Annotated in this window: 12 protein-coding genes; 8 read left to right on the top strand and 4 right to left on the bottom strand. The window is 32.7% G+C overall.

From position 1 onward, the window contains the following. Window positions 1–113: 113 nt before the first annotated feature. The gene (locus BIW12_RS02660) at window positions 114–419 is read right to left on the bottom strand and encodes a DNA-directed RNA polymerase subunit alpha C-terminal domain-containing protein (RefSeq protein ID WP_071183687.1); all 306 of its coding nucleotides are present in this window, start codon (window positions 417–419) and stop codon (window positions 114–116) included. 170 nt (window positions 420–589) lie between these two features. Between BIW12_RS02660 and BIW12_RS02655 the strand changes: the two genes are divergently transcribed. Beyond that, complete coding sequence (locus BIW12_RS02655) at window positions 590–1,879, top strand: IS4 family transposase (protein ID WP_140487980.1); 1,290 nt, start codon at window positions 590–592, stop codon at window positions 1,877–1,879. Between the two features lie 408 nt (window positions 1,880–2,287). Continuing rightward, the gene (locus BIW12_RS02645) at window positions 2,288–2,623 is read left to right on the top strand and encodes a hypothetical protein (protein ID WP_071183684.1); all 336 of its coding nucleotides are present in this window, start codon (window positions 2,288–2,290) and stop codon (window positions 2,621–2,623) included. Window positions 2,624–2,691: 68 nt separating this feature from the next. On the opposite strand, the gene BIW12_RS02640 is transcribed toward BIW12_RS02645, so the two are convergent. Next, on the bottom strand, window positions 2,692–3,333 hold the full coding sequence (locus BIW12_RS02640) for a hypothetical protein (protein ID WP_071183683.1): 642 nt from the start codon (window positions 3,331–3,333) through the stop codon (window positions 2,692–2,694). A gap of 293 nt (window positions 3,334–3,626) precedes the next feature. Between BIW12_RS02640 and BIW12_RS02635 the strand changes: the two genes are divergently transcribed. Further along, complete coding sequence (locus tag BIW12_RS02635; RefSeq protein ID WP_071186091.1) at window positions 3,627–4,895, top strand: aminotransferase class I/II-fold pyridoxal phosphate-dependent enzyme; 1,269 nt, start codon at window positions 3,627–3,629, stop codon at window positions 4,893–4,895. A gap of 183 nt (window positions 4,896–5,078) precedes the next feature. Here BIW12_RS02635 and BIW12_RS02630 read toward each other — a convergent pair whose 3' ends face one another. Beyond that, entirely contained in the window at window positions 5,079–6,197 is a 1,119-nt protein-coding gene (locus BIW12_RS02630) for a GTP cyclohydrolase (RefSeq protein ID WP_071183682.1), read from the bottom strand. 14 nt (window positions 6,198–6,211) lie between these two features. Then, entirely contained in the window at window positions 6,212–7,165 is a 954-nt protein-coding gene (locus BIW12_RS02625) for a transporter (RefSeq protein ID WP_071183681.1), read from the bottom strand. A 131-nt stretch (window positions 7,166–7,296) separates the two neighbouring features. On the opposite strand from BIW12_RS02625, the gene BIW12_RS02620 reads away from it, so the two are divergent. From BIW12_RS02620 to BIW12_RS02600, 5 genes are all read left to right on the top strand, one after another. Beyond that, on the top strand, window positions 7,297–7,575 hold the full coding sequence (locus BIW12_RS02620) for a DUF4834 family protein (protein WP_071186089.1): 279 nt from the start codon (window positions 7,297–7,299) through the stop codon (window positions 7,573–7,575). A 45-nt stretch (window positions 7,576–7,620) separates the two neighbouring features. After that, window positions 7,621–10,053, top strand: coding sequence for a YfhO family protein (locus BIW12_RS02615; protein WP_071183680.1), 2,433 nt, complete (start codon window positions 7,621–7,623; stop codon window positions 10,051–10,053). 45 nt (window positions 10,054–10,098) lie between these two features. Beyond that, a complete protein-coding gene (locus tag BIW12_RS02610) occupies window positions 10,099–11,385 on the top strand; it encodes a glycosyltransferase family 4 protein (RefSeq protein ID WP_071183679.1) in 1,287 nt (428 codons plus the stop codon). 8 nt (window positions 11,386–11,393) lie between these two features. Continuing rightward, window positions 11,394–12,863 carry a lipopolysaccharide biosynthesis protein gene (locus BIW12_RS02605; RefSeq protein WP_071183678.1) on the top strand — a complete coding sequence of 490 codons (1,470 nt, stop codon included), beginning with the start codon at window positions 11,394–11,396 and terminating at the stop codon, window positions 12,861–12,863. Window positions 12,864–12,996: 133 nt separating this feature from the next. Then, entirely contained in the window at window positions 12,997–13,290 is a 294-nt protein-coding gene (locus BIW12_RS02600) for a hypothetical protein (protein WP_071183677.1), read from the top strand. The last annotated feature ends 19 nt before the right edge of the window (window positions 13,291–13,309 follow it).

Genomic DNA, 13,309 nt, shown 5'->3' with positions numbered 1-13,309 from the left:
AATATTTAGTTAAAATTGCACCCAGTTTTTTCCAGATCTTTTATCTGCTATAATTTGCTATATCTGCGTGAGATAAAAATACTCATAAGTTTATATGAATATTGTATTTCGTATTATTCATATTCTTTTTTAAAAGCTAAATTTTCTTTTTCTAATGCCGACAGTAGTTTAGGAATGGAACTTTTGCCCAAACCATGAAGTGCTAAAAGTTCTTTTTCGCTATACTCTGCTAATTTTTCTAAAGTGGTAATTTCTTTATTTTCTAATACTCTTCTGGCAGGAGCCGATAACAAAGATAAAAAACCTTGGAGAGGTTTTCTTTCTGATTCACAAACAGGACAAACCGGACAGTCGCTACTCTTGTAGTATTGATGGTCTTTTTCGCAGCTTCGTAAAGTTCTTTTTGGGCTTTGTTTCATTGTTATGTTGTATCATTTGCACGAGCGAGATGCACGCGCGAGCTCAATGTCATTAAGTTAAGAGTTTTTTGCTGAATTAGCAAGTGTTTTTAATTGTTTTTTAATACTATTTTTCGTATTTTTATTATCAAATAATAACACCTGAATTTTGAAAAAAAACGAGTACTTTTATCTTCAATAAAATTAAAAATGAAATTTTTTCAGAAGAGTTTAAGTCGCATTTTAGAATATCTGATAAGTATTTCATTAGAAACAGAAAGCAACATTTTCCAATCATTTTACTCTTTATGTTAAACCTTCTGAGAAAAAGTTTATCACTTGAAATCGAAAATTTTGTTTCGTTTTTTAAACAGCAGTCTTTTCCTAAATTTACCAAAAGTGCCTTTGTTCAAGCTAGAAGAAAAATTAAACCTGAAGTTTTTAAACACTTGTCTTCTATGCTATTGGAAGAGTTTTATACCGATAACGATGATGCAATACATCTATGGAAAGGTTTTCGACTATTAGCGGTTGATAGCACCCGAATTACCTTGCCCATAACAACAGAACTAAAAGCGATATACGGCGTTACTAAAAATCAAACAGATTCGCATATTGTACAAGCTCGTTGTTCCGTTTTATTTGATGTTTTAAATAAATATGTTTTAGATGGAGTTTTGGCTACTCCAGAAATTGGCGAAAGAGATTTAGCCCTTGTGCATCTACATTGTTGCAATCCAAAAGATTTACTCATTTATGATAGGGGTTATCCTTCATACAATTTTATACACCAACATATTGAAAAGAATATCAACTTTTTAATGCGTGTAAAAACTACTTTTAGCCAAACGGTAATGGATTTTGTTGAAAGTAAAAAAGCGTCACAAATAGTAGAAATTTTTCCGGGCAAAAACACAAAACTCTCCGATAAACCTTATGGTAAAAACACTCCAATTGAAGTACGATTGGTTCGTGTAGAATTACCTAATGATAAAGTTGAAATCCTTATTACTTCATTGTTAGACTCTCAAGAATTTCCTTCAAATCTCTTTAAAAAATTGTACGCCAAACGATGGAAAATCGAAACGTTTTACGACGAACTAAAGAATAAATTAAAAATTGAACACTTTTCGGGTTATTCGAATCAAACCATACAACAAGATTTTTATGCCGCTTTATTTATTAGTAATGTACAAACTTTGATTGTGAGTGAATTAGAAGATGAAATCAATGAGAAAAGCACTAAAATATACACTTATAAAGTAAACAATAACTTATCCTATGGTTTTTTAAAAAATCGAATTGTTGAGCTTTTTTTAAATCAAGATTCGTGTCAAGAAACTATATTAGATGAATTAAAAGAATTATTCAAATCACATCTCGTTCCAATAAGACCAAATCGGTCATTTGAGAGAAAATCAGGTAAATACAGATCTAGAATAAAACCTAAAACAACTAAGAATCAAAAGGATACTATTTGATTTCGGCTTAACTTAATGACATTGCGCGCGAGCTGGGAAAGGATTCACGATAGCTATTTAGAATTTGTATTTTGATTTTTTTCTTTTAAAACAAAGGCCTGAACTGCTATTCCGTTTGGTAGTCGGTAATTTTATTCCAAAACTTTCATAAATTTTTCTGCACTTTCCAAATTACTTGAATAAAACTCACATTCTATGAGGTTGAACTGTTCTATATTATTGGTTTCGGACCAACCCTGTAAACTTTTAACCGTGCTTAAAGTAATAATGAATTTTTTCATCTTTTTTGTTTTTTGAATATTAAAAAATTGAATTCTTGTTTTTTTTAAGAATTTTATTTCGCCCATAATTTTTAGTTTAATCTTAACTAGATATAATTATTTTTTTATGTTTGTTTAAAAATTATATATGTATCAATGTAATCCTAATATTGAAAAAGAAATTGAAAATTTTAATAATAAATTCAATACACTTTGTAAAGAGCTACAACTTTTTTTAGATAAGTATACAAAAAAAGAGTATGAAAACTCATCTAAACTCCGTTTTCTAGTACATAATGAATGTGATTCTAAAAAACAAGAGTTGATTGATTATGTTAATGCTAATTATAAATCAGAAGATATTTTATTAATTAATGGAAGGGGGTCTAATACAATTAACAGTGCTTTAAATTTTAAAATTAGGTCGCTTTTACATGATAAGAATGATGAATTTCAGAAGTTGTGTTATGATCATTTTCAATAATTTACAACACAGTTGATAATATTATTAGTTCATTATATAAAATTAATAAAGAATCGATTTAATTGTTGTTACATTTGTTGAATTGCGTAATTTAAAAAGTGATTTTTATCTTCAAATAATAAAATTGTATTCTTCTGGTAAATAAAATATTTTCCATTCGTTTTTTTGTAAACAGATATTAAAGTTCCATTATTGAACCTAAGAAGATATTCCTTGTGAGATCCAATTCTTAAAGTGTATTTCTTTGTTATGAATTTTTCTTCAATAAGAAAAATTGAGTTATCCTTTAATCTGTTTTGGAATTGTATTGGGTTTAATAAGTATTTTTGATTTAAAAAATTATTGACTGCTTCAAGTGAGTTTAATTCTCCATCAAATTTAGATTCATTTATTAATAATGCATATTCATTTTTACTATCAATTTTCAAAGCAAGAATGTTTTCATCAAAAATATCAGGTTTGAATAAATAAGATTCATTATCGATATCAATTAGTAATGAATTATGTCCAAGATATTCCCATTTTGCTTTATTAACTTTTCCATTTGTAGAAATGAGTAATTCTCCATTTTGTCTGAATATATACACTGTTTTTGTTGATGTAAGTTGGTCAATAACAACCCAATGCTGATTTGATAGTAGTGTGATGTCATCTAGCTTTTGTGAGAATTTCTGAATTTTAGGAATTAAATCTGATATGAATGTTTTCATAAATTTGTTTTTCCAAATATATTTATTTTTTCTTACAAATTATAAAGTGGTTTTTTTATTATTAGTCGTTTTGGAAACAAAACCTTCTTTTCTAGCCCCGATGGAAGCGGCATCCTCTTGTGGCTCGTTTCTTTAACGAGGCATAAGAGATATAGCGAACAGCGGGTGAAAAAGTTAATGAATGCACTGATGTATTTGCGCCTAAAAATAAATTCAGCTTAAAAGCCGCTAATAAAATTTAAATAATTATTTTTGCAAACTGTTAAAAATTAATGTTATTACATCACGATAGTATGGTAAAAGATTTATTCGAAAGAATTCAGAGCAATAAAGGACCGTTAGGAAAATGGGCTTCGCAAGCAGAAGGATATTTTGTATTTCCAAAATTAGAGGGAGAACTAGGGCCTAGAATGAAGTTTGCTGGAAAAGATATTTTGAACTGGAGTTTGAATGACTATTTAGGTTTAGCGAATCATCCTGAAGTACGTCAGGCTGATACTGATGCTGCAATTCAGTTTGGTGCTGCCTACCCAATGGGAGCTCGTATGATGAGTGGGCATACTACTTATCACGAACAATTAGAAAAAGAATTGGCTGAATTTGTAATGAAAGAATCGGCTTATTTATTGAATTTTGGTTATCAGGGAATGGTGTCTATTATAGATGCTTTGGTGACTAAAAATGATATTATTGTGTATGATGTAGATTCGCACGCTTGTATTATTGATGGTGTTCGTTTGCATATGGGTAAGCGTTTTACTTACAAACACAATGATTTAGAGAGCATGGAGAAAAATCTGCAACGTGCTACTAAAATGGCTAAAGAAACCGGAGGAGGAATTTTATTTATTACCGAAGGTGTTTTTGGAATGCGTGGGCAACAAGGAAAGTTGAAAGAAATTGTTGCGATGAAAGAGAAATACAATTTCCGTTTGTTAGTTGATGATGCGCACGGTTTTGGTACACTTGGAAAAACAGGTGCCGGAGCAGGTGAGGAGCAAGGTTGTCAGGACGGAATTGATGTTTACTTCTCGACTTTTGCAAAATCGATGGCTAATATTGGTGCTTTTGTAGCTGCGGATAAAGATGTGATTGATTATTTGAAATACAATTTGCGTTCGCAAATGTTTGCTAAGGCGTTACCAATGATTCAAACTATTGGTTCTTTGAAACGTTTGGAATTGTTGCGTAAATCTTCTGAAATTAAAGATAAGCTTTGGGTGAATGTAAACGCATTGCAAAATGGTTTAAAAGAAAAAGGATTCAACATTGGGGATACTAATACCTGTATTACTCCGGTATATCTTGAAGGAAGTATTCCTGAAGCAATGGTGATGGTAAACGACTTGAGAGAGAACTACGGTATTTTCTTGTCTATTGTTGTTTATCCTGTTATTCCAAAAGGAATTATCTTGTTGCGTATGATTCCTACGGCTTCACATACTATTGAAGATATTAATGAAACATTGACTGCTTTTGAAGCTATCCGTGAGAAATTAGTAAACGGAACTTATAAGGCTATTGCTGAAAAAACTACAGTTAATGTTGATGCAGAAGCATAGAGATTAGTGTTCAGTTCCCGATAGCTATCGGGACAGTTTTAGTGAACAGTGAAAAATAGTTATAACAAAAAATCCATTCATCGAGGTGAATGGATTTTTTTTGTTTGATGTCAGTCTGAGCCTGTCGAAGACTTTTTAGTCTAGTGATGTACTTCGACAAGCTCAGTGTGACAAAATATAATATTAAAGATCTTTTCTAAAAGTTTTTCTACGACAATGTACTTTTGGATCAAAATGTTTCCAAAGATTGTGAATAGCTACGTTGTCGGCCAGTTCAGGGGTTCTGAAACAGTTTTCGATGCCTTTTGCTCTAAAAGTTTCGTAATATTCGTTAAAAATAACGGCTGTTACTGCCTTGTTTTGGTATTCCGGGTGTACTCCAATTAAGTAGAAAAGTACGTCTTTGCTGTGTTTTTTTGCTTTTAGCAAATGAAACAGTCCAAAAGGAAATAACTTTCCGTTAGCTTTTTGTAAGGCTCTGGAAAAAGAAGGCATTACAATACTGAATGCAATGATATTCTGGTCTTTGTCTTCAACAAATTTGATGTACTCCGGATTAATGAAGCTGATGTATTTCTTTTTAAAATATTCTTTTTGCACGTCGGATATAGCGACAAAGGAAGATAAATTAGCATAAGAAGTATTGAATAAATCAAACATCTTGTCCACATAAGGCATGATTTCCTTAGTCGATTTAAAGTTCAAAGCTTTTAACTGGTAACGCTTTTTAACTAACTCGTTTGCTTTTTGGAAAAACTCAGGTTGCACGTTTGAAAAAGGAAATTTACTTTCGATGTATTCTTTTTCAACCACATAGCCTAGTTGTTCAAAATGATTTGCATAATACGGATGGTTATACCAGGTAATCATGGTGCCCAGTTGGTCAAAGCCTTCGGTTAAGACCCCAACTTTGTCCAGATTTGAAAATCCCATTGGACCTTCAACATATTCCAAGTCATTTTTTCGGCCTAATTCATATACTTTTTCCAGTAAAGCTTCGGTTACGTTGATGTCGTTAATAACATCAAACCAGCCAAAACGCACTTTTTTCTTTTGCTGTCCGTTTACTTCTGCCCAATTGATAATAGCAGTAATACGGCCCGCAATTTCGTTGTTTTTGTAGGCGAGGTAAAAATAAGCTTCGGCATTTTCAAAAGCCGGATTTTTAGTTTTGTCAAAAGTTTCTAATTCGTCCGCAATTAATGGCGGAACCCAGAATTCATTGTCTTTGTATAAGGAAAAAGGGAATTTAATATATTCGGTTAGTTCTTTTTTGGTTGTAATTTCTTTTACTGTAATCATTGTATGTGGTTTCTTTATTCTATTGCGTCTTTTCGTTTTTGATCTCTTTTGGCTGCTTTTCGAACTGATCTGGGTTGTGAAGGAGCGTCGTCCAGGTTGATTCGGACTTCTTTGTAATTAGTGTCATATCGCCATGAAAAACCAACGCCTCCATAGAAAATGCTAGGAGTGTCTTTTAAATTATGGCTTATGGAAGCGTCTATTTGCATATTTTTGTTTAGTAAAAAAGCAGCACCGCCACGCATAACGGCATCGCTGTAAAAATCGCTTTTGTATCCTTGATTTTCTATGAATCCGGACCATTTTCGGCTAATTCCTTTGGTTAAAGTAATGATGTAGCCATAACTGGGATAATCGGTTCCAATGTAATCGGCAATGATATTGGTTACAAAAACCCAGGAACCGTCACCTAAATGATTTTGAGTAATCAACATGGCTTTTGGCGAAATCATCGCATCGGGAGAAAAAGCATAGGGATTGTTTTTCAACGTCAAATTAGCACCTGCAAAAACAGAAACTGCGGGAATTAATTGACGCCAATTAAAAGCATGATTGGCTTTCCAGCTATAAACGTTGATTTTTTTTTCGTAATTTTTATAAGGATCATAAATCAGGTATTTGGCTCCTAAAACCGTTTGTTTTAAGTTTGATTTGGTGTATTGGTCAAAACCATTTACAAAATCCTGATTCTGATATTGAAGATCAGCAATTACTTCTAGTTTTTCCATCAAAAATCCGTAGCGTAAAGTAAGGTCGGCTCCATAGCCGTTAGCATCGTATCCCAGCAATCGATGACTTTCCTGAATGCCGTAAATACCGGTTTCTACCTGTATTACCGATTTCCCAACTGCATAAGCCGACATGGTCTCGCCGGGTCTGTTGGAATTAATCTCGTCGGTATGTTGAGCGTAATTGTAATTGGCTAAAAGACTTATAGCTAAGACTAATAAAATTTTAAATTGAGACATGATGTTTGGATTTTAAAAGTAATAGGCTTTCCAAATGTACTATATTTTATTATTTATTTAAGAATGATATTCCAATTTTGTCCCGAAATTTCGGGATGGATTTATTAATTTTGCTAAAAATTATTTTGATTATGCAAGAAGCATCATTTACAGGATTTATAAAAACATTATTTTATATCATCGCTTTCTATTATATTTTTAGATTTTTAGCGAAATTGTTTTTACCGCTGCTGATTAAAAAAGTAGTGGAAAAAGCGGGCGAAAATATGCAGCAACAACAACGTCAGTATCAGGATTTCCAGCAAAATACTAAGGAAGGAGAAACCTCTATTTACAATACTCAAAACGTAAAACAACCTCGGGAGACCAAAAAAGTAGGAGATTATGTGGATTACGAAGAAATAGATTAAATTTGTCGCACACAGAAATTCATATTTTAATAAAATTCCCGAAAATTGAAAATACTTAATAGGTTTTACCCGCACGCTATTGCCATTCTTGGTTTTGTATTAGTTTCACTAATTTATTTTTACCCGGTACTTCAAAGAAAACAAATTTTTCAGTCGGATATTGCCCAATATACGGGTATGGCGAAGGAACAAAATGATTTTAGAGCTGCCGAGAAAGTAGAGCCTTACTGGACAAATTCTGCTTTTGGGGGGATGCCAACTTATCAATTGGGTGCTAAATATCCTTATGACTTTATAGGGGTAATAGATGATGTATTGCGTTTTTTACCGCGTCCGGCAGATTATTTATTTCTATACTTTTTAGGGTTTTATGGATTGTTGTTGGTCTTAAAAACAGATCCTTTAAAAGCCTTTTTTGGAGCGGTAGCCTTTGGGTTTTCTACTTATTTGATTATTATTCTGGGGGTAGGGCATAATGCTAAGGCGCATGCTATAGCTTATATGCCATTAGTTATAGCTGGTTTTATATTGGTTTTTAGAAAAAAATATGTTGTTGGAGGATTGCTTACAATGATAGCTACGGCGTTAGAAATTAATGCCAATCACTTTCAAATGACCTATTATTTATTGATTTTTCTGTTGATTCTTTCGGCATATTTTACTTTTAATTTTATAAAAGAAAAAGAATATAAATCGTTTTTTACGGCAATTGGAGTTTTAGCTGTTGCAGGAATTTTAGCTATTGGTGCCAATGCTACTAATTTATTGGCTACAGCCGAATATGCTGATTTTAGTACCCGTGGAAAAAGCGAGCTGACTTTTAACCCCGATGGTTCGAAGAATACCGACACCAGTGCGATGACCCGTGATTATATTACGGAGTATAGTTACGGAGTTATGGAAAGTTTCAATTTGATTGCACCAAGACTTTTCGGAGGTTCTAATAGTGAAAGTTTAGGAACCGATAGCAGTATGTATGATTTTATGATTAGTCAGGGTGTTCCTGCTGGTCAGGCAGCTGATTTTGTTAGCGGGATGCCAACTTATTGGGGAGATCAGCCTATTGTAGCTGCTCCGGCTTATATAGGTGTGGTGGTTTTCTTTTTAGGAATTCTGGCTTTGATTATAGACGAAAGAAAAATAAAATATGTGTTTCTTTCGGGAGCAGTGGTAGCTTTGTTGCTTTCCTGGGGGAAGAATTTTCCGGCTTTAACGGATTTCTTTATTGATTATGTACCAATGTACAATAAGTTTAGAGCGGTTTCGTCTATTCAGGTCATTTTAGAATTATGCTTTCCTGTCCTTGCCGTTATGGGATTACAATCTTTTTTTAAGGCCGATAAAAAAGAACAATGGCAAGCTTTGTGGCAGTCAACAGCTATTGTGATTGGAACAATCGTTATTTTGTTTCTTTCCAAAGGGATGTTTAGTTTCTCAGGAGCCAGTGATAGTTATTTTACCGAAAGTTATGGGCCTAGTTTTGTTGATGCGCTTAAAAACGACAGAAAGACTTTGTTTAGTGCCGATTTATTGCGCTCCGCCTTTCTGATTATTTTGACAGCCGGCGTTTTGTGGATGCTTATTAAAAACAAAATTGCTCAAAATACCGCCATCATTCTGGTTGGTTTATTTATGGTTTCCGATTTGTTTTTTGTTGATAAAAAGTATGTTTCGGCTAAGGATTTTGTGAGTAAAAGAGAGGTTGAGGTGCCTTTTCAGGAAACTCAAGCCGATGCTCAAATATTAAAAGATTCTTCACATTACCGTGTTTTTGAAGTAAATGGAAACTTCTCCAGCGCCAGAGCATCCTATTTTCATAAATCCATTGGAGGTTATCATGCAGCTAAACCACGCAGAGTACAACAATTATTTGATTATCAAATTGCTAAAAATAATTTGGAGATTTTAAATATGTTGAACGTAAAATATGTGATTCAAACCGATAAAGAAGGAAAAGAATTTCCGGTTTATAATCCTGATGCCAACGGAAATGCCTGGTTTGTTAGTGATGTTAAATTAGTAAATAATGCCAATGCTGAAATGAAAGCATTGGAACATTTGAATACAAAAAAAGTGGCTGTTTTTAATATGCAGTTGCATAGAGATAAATTTAAAAACGCCCGTTTAAAACGCAATATGGATACCACAGGGAAAATTCAGTTGCGAGTGTACAAGCCTAATTATATTAAATACCTGTCAGAAAGTAAGGATGGAGGTTTAGCTGTTTTTTCTGAAATTTATTATCCAAATGGGTGGAATGCTTATGTTGACGGTGAAAAAACAGATCATTTTCCTGTGAATTATGTTTTAAGAGGGATGATGCTTCCTAAAGGAGTTCATACGGTAGAATTCAAATTTGAACCCGAAGTAATTAAAACAGGAAGTACCATTACACTGATAAGTGGAGTAGGTATGCTGTTGTTGTTAATAGGAGGAGTTTATTTTGAAAGGAAAAAAGGATCAAAGATTGTTGGTTAACGATTTTTGATTTGAATTAGTAAATTAAACTTAATTCCTTAAAACTTGGAATCAAAAAAAATTTTAATAATTACCTATTATTGGCCGCCGGCAGGAGGTCCTGGTGTACAACGCTGGTTGAAATTTGTAAAATATTTACCGGATTTTGGCGTAAAGCCTATTGTATATATTCCTGAAAATCCCACTTATCCTATTGTTGATGAAAACTTAGTAAAAGAAGTTTCGGATAAGGCCATTATTCTAAAACAGAAGATATTTGAACCTTATCAATTGGCTTCTTTTTTATCGAAGAATAAAACTAAGAAGATGAATTCGGGAATTATTCCCAACCAAAAGAAACAATCGTTTTTAGACAAGGTTTTTTTATGGATTCGAGGGAATTTATTTATCCCTGATGCCCGTTTTTTTTGGGTAAAACCTTCCGTATCTTATTTAGAAAAATACATCATTGAGAATAATATTGATAGCATTGTTACTTCGGGGCCGCCGCATAGTTTGCATTTAATCGGACTGGAATTAAAACAGAAATTAAATCTAAAATGGTATGCTGATTTTCGTGATCCCTGGACTACTATTGGTTATCATAAATCCTTGCGATTATCAGCTTATGCGGCTCAAAAACACAAAGAATTAGAATCACAAGTTTTAAATACTGCCGATACAATTATTGTAACCAGTAAAACTACAAAAACCGAATTTGAAGCCTTGACCCCAAAACCTATTGCGGTAATTACAAATGGTTTTGATATAGAAAAAGTAGAGAAACAAACATTAGATACTAAATTTTCTCTGGCGCACATTGGTTCATTTCTTTCGGCAAGAAATCCCAAATTATTGTGGGAATCGTTGGTGGAATTAATAGCTGAAATTCCTGATTTTAAAACTCATTTGGAAATCAAATTAATTGGAGCAGTAAGTCAGGAAGTTTTAGAGACAATCAGCCAATTTGGTTTGAACGACTATTTGAATAATCTGGGATATGTTTCGCATGAAGAAGCGATAGCACATCAACGAAAGTCACAAGTTTTATTATTGATAGAGATTGATTCAGAAGAGACCAAGAGTATTATTCCGGGAAAATTATTCGAATATATGGTTTCTAATCGCCCAATTATCGCTATTGGCCCTAATGGTTCTGATTTTGCCGAAATTATTACGGATACGAATACGGGAGTATTTTTTGATTATTCTGAAAAAGTAAAGCTAAAAAACTTAATTTTGGGCTTTTATAATCAATACCTGGAAGGAAAATTACAATCTCATGGTGTAGGTTTGCAAAAATATTCAAGAAAAAACTTGACCGAGCAATTGGTACAACTTCTAACCTCTTAATTTTATAAATGGGAATCGTATTAAATCAGTCCTTAAAAAACACCATTATTACCTATATCGGTTTTGCTATTGGAGGAATCAATACCATTTATTTGTATCCTGTTTTTCTTGGTGCAACCTATTATGCTTTAACTAATTATATTTTGTCTTCGGCCAATGTAATTATGCCTTTGTTTGCCATTGGAATGCAGAATACTTTGGTAAAATTCTATTCTCAGTATGAAACTAACGAGGAAAGATCCCGGTTTTTATCTTTTACCGTACTGTTTCCTTTGCTGTTGATTGTTCCCTTATGTTTGATTGGTTTTATCTTTTTTGATGAAATATTGTATTTTTTATCTAAGAAGAATATCATCGTTAAAAATTATATTTGGCTGATTCCTTTTATAGGGATTTGTATGGCTTATTTCGAAATTTTCTATGCCTGGCTGCGGGTTCATATGCACTCGGTTTTTGGAAATTTTATTAAAGAAGTAGCACTCCGATTGGCTTCCTTATTTTTATTGGTTGGCGTTTATTACAATTGGATAACGGTAGAAGGTTTTGTTTATGCTACAGCAGTTGTGTATCTTTTGGCACTTCTGATAACCATGTTTTATGCTTTTAGTATTCAAAAACCTGATTTTCAATTTACCATTCCGGCTAATACTAAAGATATTTTAGTTTATACATTTTACATTATTTTATCGGGTAGCGTTGCTAATTTATTGTTAGATGGTGATAAAATGATATTGAATCAATATATGAATATCGAAAATATAGCCTACTATTCGGTGGCTACTTACATTGCTTTGGTAATTTCGGTTCCCAGTCGTGCCATGCACCAAATTGTGTATCCTATCACAGCCCGATTAATGCACGAAAATAACCATGACGAAATGGATATTTTGTATAAAAAAACATCGATTAATTTACAGGTAGTAGGAGGATTTGTAATGCTGGGTATTTTTGTCAATATTAAAATGCTTTATCAGTTAGTTCCACCTGAATATGCCGGAGGGATATCGGTGGTTTTTATGATTGGTTTGTCTAAGTATTTTGATTTGATTTTGGGGAATAATAATGCCATTATTTTCAATACCAAGTATTATCGAGCCGTATTGTTTTTAGGTGTGCTTTTGGTTGTTCTAACCGTAGGTTTAAATATGGTTTTTATCCCAATTTATGGAATCATGGGGTCAGCATTTGCTACTTTATTGTCAATCACGTTATATAGTTTAGCTAAATTGATGTTTGTTGTAAAACGTTTGCATTTGTATCCGTTTACTAAACAAACACTGTATTCGTTATATCTCACTACGGTTTTGTTTTTAGCGTTCTATTTTTGGGATTTTTCTTTGAGTCCTATTGTCGCTATTATTTTAAAATCCATTTTAGTAACTATAGCTTATGTTTATTTGAATTATAAGTTTGTTATTTCTGTCGAAATCAATCAGGTTATGGATGGTTTGTTGAAAAAGCTTGGTATTGTAAGATAAAATTTTCTTTTTAGTCGTTTTTAGGAGTGTTAATCACTAAAAGTGGGTATTGAAAAAGTTGATTTGTGGTATTAAATTTGTGGCAGCTTTATTGTCGTTGAATAGGCATTAATCTGTTGATAACCCTCAAATCATGGAAAACACTTTAATTATTAAAAATCAGAATTTAAAATTGGCTACAGTTTTAGCCCAAAAGATTAAAAAGGGTTTTGTTGTAGAAGAAGTTAATGATAAATTACCTTTTGTAGTTTTGTCTAAAAAGCCCGATAAAATCAATCATCGTTTGAATTTTTGGATTTCCTGTGCCACTTTCGGATTGTGGTCTATTCCCTGGGCATTCAAATCTTTTGAAGCTAAAAAAGAGAGGAAAATTATAATTGCCATCGATGAAGACGGAAATCCTTTTGAGGATAAATGTTATAGTTAGTTTCGGAACTAAAATAAAA

Source organism: Flavobacterium commune (genome assembly GCF_001857965.1).
In the GTDB taxonomy this organism is placed as follows: domain Bacteria; phylum Bacteroidota; class Bacteroidia; order Flavobacteriales; family Flavobacteriaceae; genus Flavobacterium; species Flavobacterium commune.
This window is presented reverse-complemented; position numbering and strand designations above follow the sequence as displayed.

Coding starts and splice junctions, on each gene's coding strand:
- BIW12_RS02660 (WP_071183687.1), bottom strand. CDS start 419: ATGAAACAAAGCCCAAAAAGAACTTTACGAAGCTGCGAAAAAGACCAT.
- BIW12_RS02645 (WP_071183684.1), top strand. CDS start 2,288: ATGTATCAATGTAATCCTAATATTGAAAAAGAAATTGAAAATTTTAAT.
- BIW12_RS02640 (WP_071183683.1), bottom strand. CDS start 3,333: ATGAAAACATTCATATCAGATTTAATTCCTAAAATTCAGAAATTCTCA.
- BIW12_RS02635 (WP_071186091.1), top strand. CDS start 3,627: ATGGTAAAAGATTTATTCGAAAGAATTCAGAGCAATAAAGGACCGTTA.
- BIW12_RS02630 (WP_071183682.1), bottom strand. CDS start 6,197: ATGATTACAGTAAAAGAAATTACAACCAAAAAAGAACTAACCGAATAT.
- BIW12_RS02625 (WP_071183681.1), bottom strand. CDS start 7,165: ATGTCTCAATTTAAAATTTTATTAGTCTTAGCTATAAGTCTTTTAGCC.
- BIW12_RS02620 (WP_071186089.1), top strand. CDS start 7,297: ATGCAAGAAGCATCATTTACAGGATTTATAAAAACATTATTTTATATC.
- BIW12_RS02605 (WP_071183678.1), top strand. CDS start 11,394: ATGGGAATCGTATTAAATCAGTCCTTAAAAAACACCATTATTACCTAT.
- BIW12_RS02600 (WP_071183677.1), top strand. CDS start 12,997: ATGGAAAACACTTTAATTATTAAAAATCAGAATTTAAAATTGGCTACA.